The sequence below is a fragment of the Bacillus sp. TSO22 genome (assembly GCF_020223595.1).
GTDB classification, from domain to species: Bacteria; Bacillota; Bacilli; order Bacillales; family Bacillaceae; genus Bacillus; species Bacillus inaquosorum.
The window spans coordinates 199,363-217,785 of sequence record NZ_JAHAWO010000014.1 but is presented as its reverse complement, the minus strand read 5'-3'; the positions used below and the strand labels follow the sequence as shown (position 1 = coordinate 217,785).

The following is an 18,423-nucleotide window of genomic DNA, read 5'->3' as shown; positions in this document are numbered from 1 at the left end:
ATAGTATCAATCTATGAGACAAGCCTGCAGAACATGAATGAAAACAAAAAAACGGGCCATTGAACTGGTCCGTTTTTCTTTGATAAGAGCTTAGTGAAGTGGCGGAGTTGCTTTCACAGCGGCTGTCCGCCTTGCCACAGCATAATTCAGCAGCTGGATTGACTGCGGCAATGAAAAGCGCAATATGAGTCCGGTGAGGATAGCAGTCAAAATAGTACCTAAACCGATCGGACCGCCCATGCCCCATGCAGCAAACAAAATCGTTATTTCAATGCCGTTCCGCACCCATTGCACATTCCAGCCGGTTTTTTCTGATATCAGCATCATCAGCGAATCACGCGGCCCCGCGCCAAGGCCTGCTGATACATAAACACCGACGCCGTAGCCGATCAGCAGCACACCGAGCGAGAAGACGATGACGGATCCCGTGTAGGTGGAGGGGGCAGGCAGAAGAAAATTGAAAAAATCTATGAAAACACCTATGAGCACCATGTTCAGGATTGCGCCAATTTTTGGCCAAGCCCTCGTAAACAATGATGTTAATCCGACGATGAGCGCTCCAATAATGATGGACCACTGGCCGACGGTAAGCCCGAAGTGCTGAAACAGGCTGTAATGAAATGCATCCCACGGACTAATGCCGAGTGCTTTTCCTTCTATCGTCAGGGATACACCAAAAGCCAAAATGATCAAACCGGCAAAATAAAATGTCCAGCGCAGAACAAGTTCTTGCTTCACGTGAGGTCCCTTCTTTCGTAAAAATCAGTCGATTGTCATTGTAGCACATCTGACAAAAGGGCGGAATAGGCGAAAGGGGCTCAACAAAAAAACAGGGCCGCCGCAGGCGCCCTGTTTCAGCGTGTTGGCAAACCCTTGCATTCGTTGTCAGGCCTGCGCTTCGGTGCTCACGAATTTAACATTCGCTGTGCTCCAATGCTCGCCCTTCCTAGACTTCAAAGGTTTTCAATCACGCTGAAAATGACAAAATCCTAAAACGAAAATCGTTTTAGGATTTTGTCAACAATCTGAAACAGGGCGCTGACGCCCTGTTTTTCTTTTTACAACGGGTTCAAAATCCGGTTTAAGAACCGCTGTGTCCGTTCTTCTTTTGGTGCGGAGAAAATTTGCTCCGGCGGTCCCTGTTCCACGATGACGCCGCCGTCGATGAAGACGACTTCGTCCGCCACATCCTGGGCGAATTTGATTTCGTGGGTCACGACGACCATGGTCCAGCCTTCGTTGGCCAAATCCTTGATAACCTTCAGCACATCTCCGACAAGCTCGGGATCAAGCGCTGAGGTCGGTTCGTCAAACAGCATGAGCTCAGGCTGAATCGCCAATGCACGGGCGATGCCGACGCGCTGCTGCTGTCCGCCGGAAAGCTGGAACGGATATAAATCCATTTTGTCCTTCAATCCGACCTTATCAAGAAGCTGAATGGCTTCTTTTCTGACTTCCTCTTTGTTCCGTTTTTGCACCTGAACAGGGCCTTCCATCACATTTTCAAGCGCTGTGCGGTGCGGGAACAGGTGATACGCCTGAAACACCATGCCGGATTTCCGGCGAAGCTTTAGGATATCCGCCTGCTTCACCTTTTTGGAGAAATCGATGGAGAAATCATCAAATGCAAGCTCCCCGCGATTCGGAATCTCCAGCGCGTTCAGGCATCGGAGCAGCGTCGTTTTCCCTGAACCTGAAGGCCCAAGTATGGCGATGACTTTCCCTTTTTCAATCTTCATATCTATCTTTTTTAAAATTTCATTTTCACCGAATGATTTGTTTAATCCTTTAACGGTAAGCATACTCGGAACCTCCTTATTTGGCCACGTAGCGGTCAAGACGCCGTTCGATGACATGCTGGACGAGTGAAAGCAGGAAGCAGATAATCCAATAAATAAAGGCTGCTTCAATATAGATCACTAAAATCTGATCAAGATTCCGCGCGCCGATTTCCTGAGCTTTTCTGAACAGCTCAGCGACCAAAATCTGAGAGGCGAGGGATGTATCTTTGATCAGGCTGATAAAGGTATTGGATAATGGCGGGATCGACACACGAAACGCCTGCGGCAAAATCACGCGGAACAGCGTTTTCTGATGCGTCATGCCGATTGTATAGCCGGCTTCCCATTGCCCTTTCGGCACGGATAAAATAGATGCCCGAATGATTTCAGATGCATAGGCGCCGACGTTTAATGAAAAGGCGATAACTGCGCTTGGAAATGGATCTAATGTGACGTTAAAGGCCGGGAACAGATAGAAAATGATGAACAATTGAACGAGAAGAGGAGTGCCCCGTATCGCGGATACGTATACGCTGAACACCCATCTCAAAGGTCTCACTTTCGACATTCTGGCGAGCGCTGTAAGCAGCGCGATGATCATTCCAAATATAAAGGAAAGAATGGTAAGGGGAATCGTATAGTAGATTCCCCCTGAAAGTATCGGCCAGAATGACTGCTGCACCAGATCCCACGGGATCGCCGTGCCAAGCGTCAATGCCGGCAGATTATTTAGAAACATCTTCGCCGAACCATTTTTTAGAAATTTTAGAAAGAGTCCCGTCCTCTTTCATTTCTTTTAATGCTTTGTTGACTTGATCAACAACCTCGCCGCTTCCTTTGCGGAACGTGAAATATGTTGATTGCGGATCGCCTGTTTCAAACGCGATTTTCACGTTTTTGTTGCCTGATGTTTTTAAGTAGTTCAATACGGCAAGTTTATCGTTGTATGTCATATCGACGCGGCCTTGCTGGATCAATTGAAGGGATTGTGCCAAGCCTTCAACGCCTTCAACTTTCGCGCCCGCATCTGTAGCTAATTTGTTGTAGTTGCTTGTCAGTGATTGAGCTGATGTTTTTCCTTTTACATCTGCTTCTGACTTAATATCGTTGTTGTCTTTTTTCGTAACGACAACGGCTCTTGATGTTGTGTATTTATCTGAGAAATCATATTTGTCTTCACGATCTGTTTTTCCGACTTGGTTGGCAATGACGTCAAACCGTTTGGAATTCAGGCCGGCAAACATGCTGTCCCATTGAGTTTCTTTAAAATCGGCTTTCAGTCCTAGCCGTTTTGCGACTTCTGTGATGACTTCCACATCATAGCCAGTCAGCTTGTCAGTGTCTTTGTCGTGGTAAGTGAACGGTTCATATGTTCCTTCCGTACCGACTGTCAGGACACCTTTTTTCTTAATTGAAGCCCAAAGATCGCCGTCTTTGGCGGTATCTTTTGACTGATTGTCATTTCCTGCTCCGCAAGCTGCGAGAACTGCAATGCTTACGACCATGAATAAAGCCAATAATGCTTTTTTCATCTTATTCCCCACTTTTCTGGTTGATTTTATTGAAATAAAAAAATAGCTTACAAATCTAAAGGATAACTTTTTTTTAGTATGAGTCAAGTAATTGGTTTTCATAAGGCAAAATCTTTTAAAATAAATCCAAAAATTGCTGTACCGGTTTTGGCAAATAACTGTCCGTTCTCCACATGACAGCCGGTGTCATAATGAAGGGATTGTTTTCGATATGCACAGTGTGAACGTGGTTTCTCATATGAACGGGAATCATCGTGACGGGCAGAATGGACGCGCCAAATCCGGAAGAAACGAGACTGAGCAAAGTTGCGGAATCGTGGCATTCACAAACAATACGCGGCTCCAGATTCAAACGATGAAATTCATTCATGACCTGATTATAGACGCCTTTCCCGTTGACAGGCCGCAGCAGAATCAGCGGAAAGGAAGGAATGTCCTCCATTTTAATGGTGTCACCGCACGGATATCCGGCCTCTTCTGAAAGCACGAGCACACATGGAATGTCGTCAAGCTGTTTAAATTGGACTGTGTCGCTTTTGATCAATGTCGTCGTGACCGCCGCATCGATTTGACGGCTTTCCAGCAGCTCTAACAGCGTCGCAGGCTCATTCTCCCAAATATTAAAGGTGAGGTGCGGGTATCTCTCTTTGATCTGTGTTACTTTTTCAAGCATCAGAGCGGCACAATAAATCGTTGAACCCACGGCCAGTGTGCCTGCCACCTCCTCCTTCAGCTCTTGTACCTCGATGACGGCATCCTCAAACCTATGTAGAATCTCCTTAGCTCTTTTCAGAAAAACAGTTCCTTCATATGTAAGCGTCATTTGCTTTTTCTTATTCCGGTCAAACAAAACGACACCAAGCTCGTCCTCCAGCTGTTTCAGCTGCCTGCTTAAAGGCGGCTGCGCCATGTGGAGCTTTTTGGCGGCGGACGTGATTTTCTGTTCTTGGGCTATGGTAATGAAATATCGAAGCTGGCGAATGTCCAAAAGAAAGCGCCTCCTCACTATACCTTTTAGGTATTAAATATAGATTTAACAGATATTTTTCATATGGATATATCAGGAGTATGATGGAAATGAAAGCAGAATTCAAGTGTAAAGGAGGGGGCAAAGTGAAACTCGTTGTCGGAATGACAGGGGCAACAGGGGCCATTTTCGGGGTCAGGCTGCTGGAGTGGCTGAAGGCCGCCGGAGTGGAAACCCATCTCGTTGTGTCTCCTTGGGCTAACGTCACGATCAAACACGAAACAGGCTATACCTTAAAAGAAGTAGAACAACTAGCCACATACACATATTCGCATAAAGATCAGGCGGCAGCCATTTCAAGCGGTTCGTTTGATACCGATGGAATGATTGTTGCGCCGTGCAGCATGAAATCACTCGCAAGCATTCGCACCGGGATGGCTGATAATCTGCTGACACGTGCGGCGGATGTCATGCTCAAGGAGAGAAAAAAACTCGTCCTCTTAACGAGAGAAACGCCTTTGAACCAGATTCATCTCGAAAATATGCTAGCGCTTACGAAAATGGGCACCATCATTCTTCCTCCGATGCCGGCATTTTATAATCAACCGAGCAGCTTAGAGGAAATGGTCGACCATATTGTATTCAGAACATTGGACCAATTTGGCATTCGCCTTCCTGAAGCGAAACGCTGGAATGGGATTGAAAAACAAAAAGGAGGAGCTTGATCATGGCTTATCAAGATTTCAGAGGATTTCTCGCTGCCCTTGAAAAAGAAGGACAGCTGCTAACAGTGAATGAAGAGGTAAAGCCGGAGCCGGATTTAGGAGCCGCAGCAGGCGCAGCCAGCAATCTTGGCGATAAAAGCCCCGCGCTCTTATTTAACAACATTTACGGCTATCACAACGCACAAATTGCGATGAATGTGATCGGCTCTTGGCCGAACCATGCAATGATGCTGGGCATGCCAAAAGACACGCCGGTAAAAGAACAGTTTTTTGAATTCGCGAAGCGTTATGACCAGTTTCCGATGCCGGTCAAACGTGAGGAAACAGCGCCGTTTCATGAAAATGAAATCACAGAAGATATCAATTTGTTCGATATACTGCCTCTTTTCAGAATTAACCAAGGAGACGGCGGTTACTATTTAGACAAAGCATGTGTCATTTCCCGCGATCTTGAAGACCCTGACAACTTCGGCAAACAAAACGTCGGCATTTACAGAATGCAGGTCAAAGGAAAAGACCGCCTCGGCATTCAGCCTGTGCCGCAGCACGATATTGCGATCCATCTGCGCCAAGCCGAAGAACGCGGCATCAATCTTCCGGTCACCATTGCGCTCGGCTGTGAGCCGGTCATTACAACGGCGGCATCGACTCCCCTTCTTTATGATCAATCAGAATACGAAATGGCAGGCGCAATTCAAGGCGAACCATATCGCATCGTTAAATCAAAGCTGTCTGATCTTGATGTTCCATGGGGCGCTGAAGTTGTACTTGAAGGTGAAATCATTGCCGGAGAGCGTGAATATGAAGGCCCGTTCGGTGAATTCACAGGCCATTATTCTGGCGGACGCAGCATGCCGATCATCAAAATTAAACGCGTGTATCACAGAAACAATCCAATTTTCGAACATTTATACTTAGGCATGCCTTGGACAGAATGTGATTACATGATCGGCATCAATACTTGTGTGCCGCTTTATCAGCAGTTAAAAGAAGCATATCCGAATGAAATTGTGGCAGTAAACGCCATGTACACACACGGTTTGATCGCGATCGTTTCCACAAAAACACGCTATGGCGGATTTGCAAAAGCGGTCGGCATGCGCGCACTCACAACACCGCACGGACTCGGCTACTGCAAAATGGTCATTGTCGTTGACGAGGATGTCGATCCATTCAACCTGCCGCAGGTCATGTGGGCGCTTTCGACCAAAATGCATCCGAAGCACGATGCGGTTATCATTCCGGATTTATCTGTCCTGCCGCTTGACCCGGGATCTAACCCATCAGGAATCACTCACAAAATGATTCTTGACGCTACGACACCAGTTGCACCGGAAACAAGAGGCCATTATTCACAGCCGCTTGATTCCCCATTAACAACGAAAGAATGGGAACAAAAACTAATGGACTTAATGAATAAATAACGAAAGGATGATTCGATATGCATACATGTCCTCGATGCGACTCAAAAAAGGGAGAAGTCATGAGCAAATCGCCTGTAGAAGGCGCATGGGAAGTTTATCAGTGCCAAACATGCTTTTTTACATGGAGATCCTGTGAGCCGGAAAGCATTACAAATCCGGCGAAATACAACCCGGCGTTTAAAATCGATCCGAAGGAAACAGAAACAGCAATTGAAGTTCCGGCTGTGCCTGAACGAAAGGCCTGATCAGCGTGAATTGTATATCAGACCGTCTCTTTGAGCTGCTTGACGGGAAACGCCTGGAGGAGAAGCAGCATGAGGCTTTCGTTCTCCAAACGGTATCGGAGGACGGCTGGCCGCACGCCGCCATGATCAGCGCGGGAGAAATCATTGCTCTGAGCCGAACGGATATAAGAATCGCGCTTTGGAAAAACACAGCGACTGCCGCCAACATCCTTCGCACAGGGAAAGCGCAGTTTACGGCATGGTGGGAGGGAGCCGCTCATTATGTGAAGCTGCAATGCGAGCCTTTGCCGACTATGAAAGAAGCTGAATATGACAGAGACCGTTTTGCCTGCCGCATCGTTTCGGTGAAGGAGGACGTTGCGAAATATGCTGATTTGACTTCTGGTGTCCATATCCAGCTTCACAGCCCTGAAGAGGTGCTGAATAGATGGGATAAGACGCTTGAGGAATTGAAGCAATAATATCGAAAGTCTGACGCCATGCGTCAGGCTTTTATTTTTATATAATGAAAACAAAGGAGGCGAGAGAAATGGAACGTACGGGGATCTGTCACTCAGACGGTTTTGATTTATCATATCGAATCGAGGGAGAGGGCGCACCCATTCTTGTGATCGGGAGTGCGGTTTACTACCCGCGTCTTTTTTCCGAACACATCAAACAGAAATATCAATGGATATTTGTCGATCATAGGGGATTTGCTAAAATCAAGAGGGAACTGCGGGCAGAAGATTTGAGTCTTGATGCCGTCTTGGCCGATATTGAAAGGATGAGAACGTCTCTTCAGCTTGAAGATGTCGTCATCTTGGGCCATTCTGGGCACGCTTTTATGGCTTTAGAATATGCCAGGACATATCCTGAACATGTTCGGAAGGTTGCGCTTTTCAATACTGCACCTGATAACAGTGAAGAAAGACAGCGAAAAAGCGAAACGTTTTTCATGGAGACCGCCAGTCTCGAGAGAAAGAAACGCTTTGAAAAAGACATTGCGAATTTGCCGCGGGACATAGAGATTGATCCCGAAAGACGCTTCGTGCACATGTGTATTCGCGCTGAAGCGAAAAGCTTTTATCAAGAGCGTCCGCATGCTGCTGCTTTATGGGACGGTGTTTTCACGAATATGCCGATCATTGATGAATTATGGGGACATACATTTGCCCAGCTTGATCTTATTGAGCGGTTAGCTGACGTTCAAGTGCCGGTGTATATCGGCTTAGGCAGATATGATTATCTGGTTGCGCCTGTTACGCTGTGGGATGCTGTTGAGGGGTCATATCCCCATGTGGAGAAGGTTATTTTTGAGAAGAGCGGCCATCAGCCGATGCTGGAAGAACCGCAAGCCTTTGATCAAAGCTTCAGCAAATGGATGGACAAATAAAAAACAGCCCGCGATCAAAATCCGCGGGCTGTTTCTTATTATAAGACCCCTTTCATCGCGCGTTTGATAATCGGCGATAGCAGCAGGAGAATGCCGCCAAGTACGATTGATATCAAACCGATGGTGCCGAAGTACATTGTTTCAGGAATTTTATCAAACAATCCGGCTACTTGGGCATTGATCGCTTGGGCTGCTGCGTTAGTCAGAAACCACATACTCATTGTCTGTGCAGAGAATGCAGCTGGCGCCAGTTTCGTTGTTACGGATAAACCGACTGGAGACAGGCACAGCTCTCCAAGCACGACAAGCAGGAAGCTGAGGACGAGCCAAAGCGGGCTTACGAGTGCTTCTTTTCCTTGCATTGCAGGGAATACCATAATGATAAATGACAAGCCAGCTAGAATAATTCCGATTGAGAATTTAACTGGTGTGGACGGCTGGCGTTTGCCAAGCTTCATCCATAGCCACGCAAAAATTGGCGCAAAAATGACGATAAACAATGGGTTTAATGATTGGAACCAAGATGACTGAAGTTCAAATCCACCCAATGAAAGCCTTGTGCGTTCATCAGCGTATACCGCAAGAATGGTTGCTCCCTGTTCCTGAATGGCCCAGAACATGACAGCGGCGATAAACAAAGGAACGTAAGCGGCAAGACGAGATTTTTCTGTTTTGTCCGCTTTTTTGCTTGTAAACATGATAATGAAATAAACAATAGGAATCAAAATACCGAGAATACTTACAAGGTCGATGAACCGATTGATCGTCAGCACGCCTGTTCGTACAGCAATAATCGCCGCGATCGCTACAATGATAACCCCGATTCCGGTGCCGATCGCTGATTTTTTAGACAGCGGGTTCGGCACATTTGAACCTGCAATCCCGAGGTTTTTCTTTCTTGTCAGAGCAAATACGATAAGTCCGAGAAGCATTCCGACTGCGGCAGCTCCGAAGCCGAGATGGTAGTTGTACTTCTGTCCGAGTGTTCCGACAATTAACGGCGCGAGTAAACCACCGAGGTTGATCCCCATGTAGAAAATACTGAAACCTGAGTCGCGGCGTGTGTCTTCTTTCGTATAAAGATCTCCAACCACGCTGGAAACGTTTGGTTTTAATAAGCCTGTTCCGATAATAATAAGCGCCATGCTGATATAGAATGCTGTCGCGCTGCCCGGATAGGCGAGTGCAATGTGGCCGAACATAATGAATATGCCGCCGTAAAATACGGTGTTTGCGGTACCGAATACCCGGTCAGCGAGCCATCCGCCGATAATACTGGACATGTATACGAGAGATCCGTAAATTGACATAATGGCAACCGCTGTGCCTTTGTCAAAGCCGAGCCCTCCGTTTACTGTCTCTGTATACAAATAGTAAAGCAAGATTGCTCTCATTCCATAGTAAGAGAAACGCTCCCAAAATTCGGTGAAAAATAGCGTAAATAGTCCTCGCGGGTGACCAAAGAACCCTTTTTGCGGGACGCTTTTAATGATACTTTCGTTATCAATCGAAGCCATGTCAGCCAAACCCTTTCTTAAAAAAGTGTATTATAAAAATCATATTCTTATATAATACTTGTGTCAATATAATTTATACTCATTTCAAGAAGTTCCAGAATAGAAAAAATATAAACGTATGAAAATAGTGAATTTATACTGGTTTTTAGGACTTTTTTCGTGAGGTTTTCTTACAAAACTATTCCTTTATATTTTTTTAATAAAATTTTAGAGAAATGTACAAGCGGATCGGGCCTTTGTGAGTATCATGATACTAATCATGGAGAAGGAGGCTCGCAATTGGCTGAATTCATATTAAATGCGGCGGATTTTGGTATTTCAGGAGATGGTAAAACGGATTCAACAGAATTGATTAATCAGTGCCTCAGTACGGCTGTTTCGAAAGGATATCATACTGTCTGGTTCCCAAAAGGGACATATTTAATAGACGGGACACTTGGAGGAGATTCCAATCAAAAGTTTCGAAACGCCGGAATTATTGTTCCCGGCAACCTTGAGATTATGATGGACCCAGAGTGCATCATCAAAGTCATTCCGAACAGTTCGTGGGGGTATTCCGCATTTTATGTAGGCAGGCAAGAGAATATAACCATTTCCGGGGGACAAATTATCGGCGAGCGGGATAAACATACGTATGCGTCCGCGGGGATAAGGTCAACCCATGAATGGGGCTTCGGCATTTGCATTGAAGGATGCTCGAATGTTGTCATTGATGATGTCAAAATTTCTGATTTCACCGGGGACGGGATTATTGTCAGTCCGTTAGGCTTAAAAACATCTAATAATTATCGAACGTCAGAGCATATTACCATCCGCCGCTGTGAGGTTCGGCGGTCGAGAAGAAATAACATTTCCATAACTGGGTGTGACATGGTCACAGTGGAGGAATGCGTGATTGAAGATGCCGGGACGGGAAATGGAACAGCGCCGAAATTCGGAATTGATATAGAAGGATACGGTGAAGGCGATGTTGACTATGAAGAGCCGATCAATGTATCCATTCGCAATAACCATTTTAGCGGAAACGTTTCAAGTTCTGTGACCAATTTTAACGGGTACGGCATTTCAATAGAAGGAAACCATTCAGACAATACGATCAGCTATGGATATGGAACTCAAACGGTGATCAAGGGAAATATTCTCAGACGGGCGGAAGACGCGGCTGCTGCACCTAGAGTCGGGATTACCGGACTCGGTGTGTCACAAGGAAAAGAGAGCAGTGATGCGGTGATCGCCGGCAATCTTATTACCGGGTTTTCAACCGGGATTGATGTCAGAGGAAAGAGCGTTCTTGTCACGAACAACAAAATCAGTAACTTTGAAAACACAGGGATATTGGTTTATCAGTCTTCCGATGTAAAGGTAGACGGCAACCAAATTCAAAACGGACTGTCTGAAACAAGGCGCAGTACCGGACTCCGCGCAGTGCTGTCAGATGATAGCGCATTTCTGAATAACTGCCTCATTGAAGTCATTGACGGTGTGACCATAACCGGCGGCGATATGATCATAAAAGATAATGTGCTGAGAAAATTCAGCCGGGGAATTTGGATCGCTCAAGGAAACGCGGTGATTGAAGGAAATACAATGATTCCCGATGCGTTCGAAGGAGCCTTGGAATCGTATACCGTTTCCGTCACGAACAATGCTAACGCCGTCATCAAAAACAATACATTTAAAAATTTTAAAAATTACCCGATTTACTGCTCCACAAGTGCAAAAACCTCTATTATCAGCAACCACTTTGAAAGATCTCCGCTTTTGGTCACCATCTATATCAGCGCCGGTGTACATGAGATATTTGATAATACCATTTCAGTCAACAGAACGGCCGGGAATCCGATTGTCATTTATGTCAACGGTTCTGCAGGTTCTATCATCTCTGGAAACACCATCAATAACCTCTCCGCAGGCACGGCGGTAGCCATCCAAACAAACACCTCAACCAATTCCAAAATCATCGGCAATCGCATCTTCAAAGGAACAATCAACAAACATACTAGTGATACAGCAGACGGCAATATTATCGTCTGAAAAAAAACGCCCCGCTCTAGGGGTTCTTTTTTTTCGCTTTATAGAGCATATATATTTCCCTCACTAGTATCAGAACAAAAAATAAAAGCACGACCCATTCTGTAAACGTCGTCATTTTAAAGCTGGACATATTGTTATAAATGGCTTTTGTCAAACTGAAACCTTGAAGCATGTCCATGAAAACAGAAATAGTTAATAAACAAATTAATATGATCCCTGTCACGCCTAATATTTTCATGCTTCATCACCCTCCGCTTTTAGTGTCTATCTTTATCAGAGAAGTTATACCGCAGCCATCCGAATGCATAATCTCAACTCTCAAAGGAAGAATATGAGAAAACGACAAGGAAAGGTATTTGTGTATGCCTTTATTTTTTAAGCGAAAGAACAATACCGGTTCAAAAGACAAACAGAATATGGAAGAAAAGAATCAGAACCAGCAACAGGAAAAAGAAAGGCCGGTTCTCGTTTCCCCAAGTTTGGCAAAAAACATAGCTGAAACGAAAAAGGAAGTCGGAAGCAGCTCCGACGTCATCATTCGCGAGATCAAAATCGGGGAACAGGATCGTGTCCACCTCGCTGTTATTTATATTGCGGGTCTGGTCGATAATAACACGATTCATGAATCTCTAATCGAGCCCTTGGTTCAGGACGAGTCCATCCAAAATTCTCATGCCATCCAGCAGATTCTTGAAAAAACGCTCCCGCTGGGCGGAGTGAAAGCAGAAAAGGGCTGGGACAAGCTTTTTTCTGAATTAATGCTCGGCAATTCACTGATTTTCGCAGACGGTTCAGAAGAGGCGCTTATTTGCAGCACACAAGGGGGAGAGAAACGCTCCATCCAAGAGCCGAGCACCCAGGTGTCCTTCCGCGGTCCGCGCCAAGGGTTCACAGAGTCTCTGCAAACCAATATTTCCATGATCCGCCGATACATCAAAAATCCGAATGTATGGGTAGAGAAAATGAAAATCGGATCTGTGACACACACGGATGTCGCGCTCATGTACATTCATGGCATTTGTGATGAAAAGGTGCTGAAAGAAGTGCGCTCGCGCCTGAAAAAAATAGATATTGACAGTATTTTAGAGTCTGGATATATCGAGCAGCTGATTGAAGATGAAACATTTACGACGTTTCCGACCTTGTATCATACAGAACGCCCGGATGTTGTGGCGGGAAATCTGTTAGAAGGAAGATTTGCGATTGTTGTGGACGGAACGCCGTTTGTTCTCATTGCGCCGGCATTATTTATTCAATTTTTTCAGTCCGTTGAAGACTATTATTCGCGTTTTGACATTGCGACAAGCATACGGGTTCTGCGAATTTTAATCTTTTTTATTTCACTTGTCGCCCCGGCTGTTTATGTGGCAGCCACGACGTTTCACCAGGAAATGATTCCGACTCAGCTGTTAGTGGTTATTGCGGCTCAGCGGGAGATTGTCCCTTTTCCGGCTGTTGTCGAAGCAATCACGATGGAGGTTGCTTTTGAGATTCTGAGGGAAGCCGGCGTCAGGCTGCCGCGTGTTGTTGGCTCGGCGGTATCGATCGTAGGTGCGCTTGTTATCGGCCAGGCTGCCGTACAAGCAGGCATCGTCTCTCCGGCTATGGTCATTATCGTTGCCATCACCGCGATTGCCAGCTTCGCGACACCCGCATTTGCCATGGCCATTTCAGCCCGTCTCATTCGATTTATCTTTATTATTGCATCTTCTATTATGGGGTTTTACGGGCTGATTTTAGGGATCATTATGATGTTTGTTCATTTATGCAGCCTGCGCTCTTTCGGTGTTCCTTATATGTCGCCGCTTGCTCCCTTTTCTTCTCAAGGGGTAAAGGACACACTGTTCAGGGTTCCATGGTGGGCTGATCAAAAAAGGCCGGAATCAATCAGCAAGGAAGATAAGGTGCGGCAGGCGGAAGATCAGCGACCAGTGCCTGATGGTTCACGCGGAATGGTGAACAAAGACTTGGAAGAAGGGGATAAGAATGGTACGTAAACGTGTATTAGCCGTTCTCATGCTTTTGAGCGTCATTGTGCTGCCCGGCTGCTGGGATAAGCGGGAACTGACGGACCTTGCGATTATCTCAGCGATTGGCATTGATCGGACGAACGAAGGCAACTACGTGCTGCATCTTCAAATTATCAATCCCGGAAATGTTGCCGGCGGGCTGCAGGGCGGCGGTGCTGGAGACAGGCCGCCTATCTCGGTCTATTCCATTGAAGGCGATAATATGACGGAAGCACTCAGAAAAGCCTCCATGAAAGTATCCCGGCGGCTTTACTTTGCCCATACCAATCTGGTCGTGATCAGTGAAAAGCTGGCGAGAGAGGAAGGCTTGGATTTTGTGTTAGATAACCTTGACCGCGATACGGAATTTAGGACAACAGCGACAATGGTCGTTGCCCATAAGACAAAAGCGGAAAATATCGTAAAAATCCTGACGCCGATTGATAAAATTCCGTCAAATAAAGTCAATAAAACACTCGACTTCACGGAGGCGCAATATGGACGGGTGGTCAAAACCAATATTCAGGACGTCCTGAAAACACTTGCCATCACGACAAAAGCGCCTGTTATCCCGGGATATATGATGATTGGTGACGATAAAAAAGGAATCAGCATGGAAAACACGCAGGCGACAGATCCGAAAGCCATTCTTCAGGCAGACGGTTTGGCGGTTTTTGATAAATCAGGCCATTTAAAGTATTGGATTGAAGACAAGGAAAGCGTTGGAGCTGTCTGGCTTATGAATAAGATTCAGCATACGTTTGTTAATGCTGACTGGGGCAAGACGAAGGACGCGGTCAGCTTACAAATCACCCATCAAACCACAAAGCTGGTACCTGAGATGCGGAACGGGCGTCCTCACATCCACGTACATGTGACAGTTGAAGGAATTATAGATGCTGTCAAATACCCTTTCCAATTGTCTAATCCAAAGGTGCTGGCCTCTATTGAAAAAGCTCTCAACAAAGAGCTGGAAAAGGAAATCAGCCATGCTGTGAAAAAGATCAAAAAGAACAAAATTGACTTTATCGGTTTTGGTGACACGATATATAGAAAGTATCCGAAGCAGTGGGAAAAAATGAAGGACACATGGGACAAAGAGTATTTGCCGGAACTGCCTGTCGATGTGAAGGCGGAGACGTATATCAGAAGAACGGGGTTGCGAAACAATCCACTCAGGCACCAGCTTAAAGGTGAGTAGGGCTGGAGAAAGGGGAAATGGCAGATGGAAAAAGCCAAAATCAGCATCAGGCAGCTGTTTGTCATGATTATCATTTTTGAGCTGGGCAGCGCCTTATTGATTACACCTGGATCAATGGCCGGCAGGGATGCTTGGATAGCAGTTCTATTGGGCTGTGCGGTCGGTTTGTTTCTTTACTATTTGTATCAAGGCATTTATCAATGTTACCCGGAATATTCCCCGAAAGAATATATGGATGATATGCTGGGAACCAAACTGAGCTGGCTGTTTTCATTTCTGTATATCCTGTACTTTGCCTATATTGCCGCCCGGGTGCTGCGTGACTTTGGGGAAATGCTGCTGACGTTTGCTTATCATGATACGCCGATTCTGATTGTGAATGCTTTATTAATGATTGTTAGCATATATGCCGTCAGAAAAGGAATTGAAGTGCTCGCCCGCGCGGCGGAGCTTCTTTTCGGAGCCATGTATTTACTGGGTGCGATCGGCCTCGTGCTAATTGTTGTTTCAGGTTCCATAGACCCGCAGAATTTAAAACCGGTTTTAGTAGATGGCATTCCTCCTGTCATTCACTCTGTTTTTACGCAGACCATGTACGTTCCGTTTGGTGAAGTCGTTTTATTCGTGATGATTTTCCCTTATCTTAATGACCGAAAAGATGTGAAAAAAAAGGGGATGATCGCCATGGCCATCAGCGGATTGGTTGTGGCGCTTACCGTGGCGATTAATATCAGCGTACTTGATGTTGATCTTACACTCAGATCCCAGTTCCCGCTTTTAAGTACGATTCAGACGATCAAGGTTGAAGAATTTTTAGACCGGCTAGATGTCTTTTTTATGCTGGCACTGATCATCGGCGGCTTCTTTAAGGTTAGCCTCTACTTATACGCAGTGGTGGTGGGCACGTCCACGCTTTTTAAGGAAAAGAACCCTTCTCAATTGGCTTATCCAATGGGATTGGGCATCTTAATTCTTTCTATTACCATCGCGACTAACTTTTCAGAGCATTTGAACGAAGGCCTAAAAGTGGTGCCGCTGTATATTCATTTGCCTTTTCAGGTATTGTTTCCGCTCTTTCTGTTTATTCTTGCCGTTTGGAAAAAGAAGCGAAGAGAGAAATCAAATGGATCGGGAAGAAAAAAACAATAAAAAGAGCGGGGGGATGCAGCCGCCGCTCTTTTTATGTTCACTTCTATATAAAAGGGGGATATAGGTTGCGCCCCTGTCTGCACTGGCAGAGGCGCGCTTTTGTTATACGACTGCGGTGTTTTCCTTCACAGTAAAGCTTCCTCTTGAAAGTCTGATGTTGATGTCCGATACTTTTGCAATTTGCTCATCGTGCGTCACCATGATGACGCATTTATTTTCCTTGTGCGCCAGATCTTGAAAGAGGCGTACGATTTCTTTTGATGTATCTTCATCAAGGTTTCCGGTCGGTTCATCGGCTACGATGAGATCCGTGTCACAGCAGAAAGCTCTTGTAATAGATACCCGCTGCTGCTGTCCGCCGCTCAGTGTCAGCACTTTTTGCCGGGCTTGTTTTTCGCTGATGCCGACCTTCTGCAGCATTTCCAGCGCATACGCTTCTTTGTCCTTTTCTTTAGAACCTGTGATTTCCATGGCGGTTGTGACATTCTGCAGAGCCGTCATATATGGAAGCAGGTTGTACGCCTGAAAGACAATTGATACACATTGATTTCTGAAATTTGTTAAGCCGATTTTGGAAACAGCTTTTCCCTCGTAAAAGATGGTTCCTTCTTTTGGCGCGTCTAGTCCGCCTGCCAGAGACAGGAAAGTGGTTTTTCCTGTCCCTGATGTGCCGACGATTGTATAGAATTTTCCTTTTTGAAAGCTGATGTTGATATCCTGAAACAATGGCTGGCTTTTGTCTTTATACCAGTAGCCGACTTGTTGAAATTCTAATAAGCTCATAAATTTCGCCTCTTTCTATTCCTGTTTTGTCAATATCGTTTTCGGATGGAGCCGCAGTACTGAAATTGACGGCAGCAATGTTGCGATGATTGCGATGAAGATGCCGATTCCGCCAAGAACAAGCATGTCGTTCATAGAAACCGCAACGTTCAGTGAATCAATGACATCTACGTTTGCTGAGCTGTGTCCGAACATTCCGCCGCCCATGCCGCCACCGCCGCCGGGCATTTGTCCGCTAGCGGTTTGTGTTGAATCAGTTGATGAACTGATCTGCTGGGATAAAAGCTGATTTCCGAGCTGGTTTGCAACTAGATTTCCCGTCAATGATGCAATGCAGATCGCGATAACGGCTACGATCAGAATTTCAGTTAAGAACTGTCCGATCAGTTTCCAGCGTTTTTCACCGATCGCCATTAACACGCCCATCTCATATTTGCGCTCTCTGATTGACATCATGACAATCAGGCCAAGAATGACAGCGCCTGCCACAGACACAAGATACACGACATTTTTAGAGAAAGAAGCTACATTTTCAATCGGGCCGACCATTTGCTGGTAAAGCTGATCGTTTGTATTCAATGTGAATGTATCAAAGTCAATCGATGTTTTCTTCGCTGCTTTTACGAAGGCATCGATATTTTTCGCATCATCCATATAGTAAACGGCTGAGTCAATCGTATTTTTATAATCGTCACCCTTCAGCGCTGCTGTTGCTGTGTAAGGTGTGTAAAGCTTGTTGTAAGGATTTAAGAAAGAGAAATTCTGGGCTTGGTCATCGCCTGAAGACGTTGTTTTATAGATACCGACAATCTTCAGCTTTACCGTTGTATCTTCATCCGTGGCTGATTCAATTGTGATCGAATCGCCAACGCTTAAATCATTTTCTTCCGCTAATGTTTCATTGATCACTGTTACTTTTTTGCCGACATCTGATTTTGTAATCGCGCGTCCGTCTGTGATTTTTGAATCTCCGTCAGAGAAGTCATCGACTAACGCTGTGCTGATGACACCTTCGATAGAAAGATCGGCTTGAACCATTTGCGGTCCGCCTTGGCCGCCGCCTTGGCTGTTTTTAGCATTTGAGCTTGAACTGCTTGAGCTGGAATCACTTGAACTAGAGCTTTCAATCGCATCAAAGTTTCCTGCGTTGGCTGAAGCTGATGTGGTGTAATTGTAGCTCTTCACATGATCAAGTGCTGCAAGCTTATTCGCATCAGATACTTTGATCGGTGTTGATTCGAAGCTGCGTTTTTCTCCGCTGTCCTGCTGTTTTTCCATTTGCTTTTGGCGGTCAACCTGGAGCGTCACGCTTCCGCCGAGCTCCTGTCTGGCCAGTTCGCTTGATTTTTGTGCTGCCGACTGGATTGTGAGGCCTGACAGAACAAAGACACATATGACTGTAAACACAAATAATTGCAATAACGTTTTTCCCTTTTTAGCCTTCATATTCCAAAAGGCCCGTTTGATAAAGTTCATTTATGTTCCTCCGTATAGGTATTTATATTGTTAAGACCGCCTGTGGGGCGGGCCCGCTTGTTGATAAATTAATAGTAGTCCAAAGGTATGAAAAAAGTATGAACAATCTATTTCTAGTTGATTAAATAAAAACTAACAATTGTGAAACACAAATTCTTCTGTATAAAATGGTGCTATTATATAAAAAAGCATCAAAACAACCGGA

At 45.6% G+C, this 18,423-nt stretch carries 18 protein-coding genes; 9 read left to right on the top strand and 9 right to left on the bottom strand.

The features are described from left to right. Positions 1-90 precede the first annotated feature (90 nt). From KHQ79_RS18425 to bsdA, 5 genes are all read right to left on the bottom strand, one after another. On the bottom strand, positions 91-738 hold the full coding sequence (locus KHQ79_RS18425) for a YczE/YyaS/YitT family protein (RefSeq protein ID WP_003240151.1): 648 nt from the start codon (positions 736-738) through the stop codon (positions 91-93). 320 nt (positions 739-1,058) lie between these two features. Then, entirely contained in the window at positions 1,059-1,802 is a 744-nt protein-coding gene (gene tcyC, locus KHQ79_RS18420) for a cystine ABC transporter ATP-binding protein TcyC (protein WP_003240152.1), read from the bottom strand. Positions 1,803-1,815: 13 nt separating this feature from the next. Beyond that, positions 1,816-2,520, bottom strand: a complete 705-nt coding sequence (gene tcyB, locus KHQ79_RS18415) for a cystine ABC transporter permease TcyB (RefSeq protein ID WP_003240153.1) — start codon at positions 2,518-2,520, stop codon at positions 1,816-1,818. Continuing rightward, complete coding sequence (tcyA, locus tag KHQ79_RS18410) at positions 2,507-3,313, bottom strand: cystine ABC transporter substrate-binding lipoprotein TcyA (protein ID WP_225516461.1); 807 nt, start codon at positions 3,311-3,313, stop codon at positions 2,507-2,509. Before tcyA ends, tcyB begins: the two co-directional genes overlap by 14 nt. Positions 3,314-3,428: 115 nt before the next feature. Next, positions 3,429-4,301 (bottom strand): transcriptional regulator BsdA, encoded by an 873-nt coding sequence (gene bsdA, locus KHQ79_RS18405; RefSeq protein WP_014112633.1) that lies wholly within the window; start codon positions 4,299-4,301, stop codon positions 3,429-3,431. Between the two features lie 89 nt (positions 4,302-4,390). Between bsdA and KHQ79_RS18400 the strand changes: the two genes are divergently transcribed. The 5 genes from KHQ79_RS18400 (at position 4,391) to KHQ79_RS18380 (ending at position 8,049) form a co-directional block, all read left to right on the top strand. Then, complete coding sequence (locus KHQ79_RS18400; protein ID WP_225516459.1) at positions 4,391-5,005, top strand: non-oxidative hydroxyarylic acid decarboxylases subunit B; 615 nt, start codon at positions 4,391-4,393, stop codon at positions 5,003-5,005. 2 nt (positions 5,006-5,007) lie between these two features. Then, positions 5,008-6,429 (top strand): phenolic acid decarboxylase BsdC, encoded by a 1,422-nt coding sequence (gene bsdC / locus KHQ79_RS18395; protein WP_225516457.1) that lies wholly within the window; start codon positions 5,008-5,010, stop codon positions 6,427-6,429. Between the two features lie 17 nt (positions 6,430-6,446). Then, entirely contained in the window at positions 6,447-6,674 is a 228-nt protein-coding gene (bsdD, locus tag KHQ79_RS18390) for a phenolic acid decarboxylase subunit BsdD (protein WP_019257455.1), read from the top strand. Further along, complete coding sequence (locus KHQ79_RS18385) at positions 6,671-7,135, top strand: pyridoxamine 5'-phosphate oxidase family protein (protein WP_032732219.1); 465 nt, start codon at positions 6,671-6,673, stop codon at positions 7,133-7,135. Before bsdD ends, KHQ79_RS18385 begins: the two co-directional genes overlap by 4 nt. 68 nt (positions 7,136-7,203) lie before the next feature. Beyond that, on the top strand, positions 7,204-8,049 hold the full coding sequence (locus KHQ79_RS18380; protein WP_225516455.1) for an alpha/beta fold hydrolase: 846 nt from the start codon (positions 7,204-7,206) through the stop codon (positions 8,047-8,049). A gap of 38 nt (positions 8,050-8,087) precedes the next feature. Here KHQ79_RS18380 and KHQ79_RS18375 read toward each other — a convergent pair whose 3' ends face one another. Further along, a complete protein-coding gene (locus KHQ79_RS18375; protein ID WP_060397915.1) occupies positions 8,088-9,566 on the bottom strand; it encodes a peptide MFS transporter in 1,479 nt (492 codons plus the stop codon). A gap of 279 nt (positions 9,567-9,845) precedes the next feature. On the opposite strand from KHQ79_RS18375, the gene KHQ79_RS18370 reads away from it, so the two are divergent. Next, positions 9,846-11,600 (top strand): right-handed parallel beta-helix repeat-containing protein, encoded by a 1,755-nt coding sequence (locus KHQ79_RS18370; protein WP_225516452.1) that lies wholly within the window; start codon positions 9,846-9,848, stop codon positions 11,598-11,600. A gap of 16 nt (positions 11,601-11,616) precedes the next feature. Here KHQ79_RS18370 and KHQ79_RS18365 read toward each other — a convergent pair whose 3' ends face one another. Then, complete coding sequence (locus tag KHQ79_RS18365; protein ID WP_003240168.1) at positions 11,617-11,838, bottom strand: YczF family membrane protein; 222 nt, start codon at positions 11,836-11,838, stop codon at positions 11,617-11,619. A gap of 124 nt (positions 11,839-11,962) precedes the next feature. Between KHQ79_RS18365 and gerKA the strand changes: the two genes are divergently transcribed. Genes gerKA through KHQ79_RS18350 form a run of 3 tightly spaced genes read left to right on the top strand, consistent with a single transcriptional unit; the run spans position 11,963 to position 15,959 of the window. Continuing rightward, a complete protein-coding gene (gene gerKA / locus KHQ79_RS18360; protein WP_003240170.1) occupies positions 11,963-13,597 on the top strand; it encodes a spore germination protein GerKA in 1,635 nt (544 codons plus the stop codon). Beyond that, positions 13,587-14,810 (top strand): Ger(x)C family spore germination protein, encoded by a 1,224-nt coding sequence (locus tag KHQ79_RS18355; RefSeq protein WP_225516450.1) that lies wholly within the window; start codon positions 13,587-13,589, stop codon positions 14,808-14,810. Before gerKA ends, KHQ79_RS18355 begins: the two co-directional genes overlap by 11 nt. A gap of 24 nt (positions 14,811-14,834) precedes the next feature. Further along, positions 14,835-15,959, top strand: coding sequence for an endospore germination permease GerKB (locus KHQ79_RS18350; protein ID WP_060397918.1), 1,125 nt, complete (start codon positions 14,835-14,837; stop codon positions 15,957-15,959). A gap of 102 nt (positions 15,960-16,061) precedes the next feature. Here the strand turns inward: KHQ79_RS18350 and KHQ79_RS18345 are convergent, their stop codons facing one another. Together KHQ79_RS18345 and KHQ79_RS18340 are read right to left on the bottom strand one after the other, a co-directional pair. Continuing rightward, the gene (locus KHQ79_RS18345; RefSeq protein WP_060397919.1) at positions 16,062-16,742 is read right to left on the bottom strand and encodes an ABC transporter ATP-binding protein; all 681 of its coding nucleotides are present in this window, start codon (positions 16,740-16,742) and stop codon (positions 16,062-16,064) included. A 15-nt stretch (positions 16,743-16,757) separates the two neighbouring features. Further along, positions 16,758-18,218: an ABC transporter permease gene (locus KHQ79_RS18340; protein WP_225516448.1), complete on the bottom strand. Its 1,461-nt coding sequence runs from the start codon at positions 18,216-18,218 to the stop codon at positions 16,758-16,760. Positions 18,219-18,423: the final 205 nt, after the last annotated feature.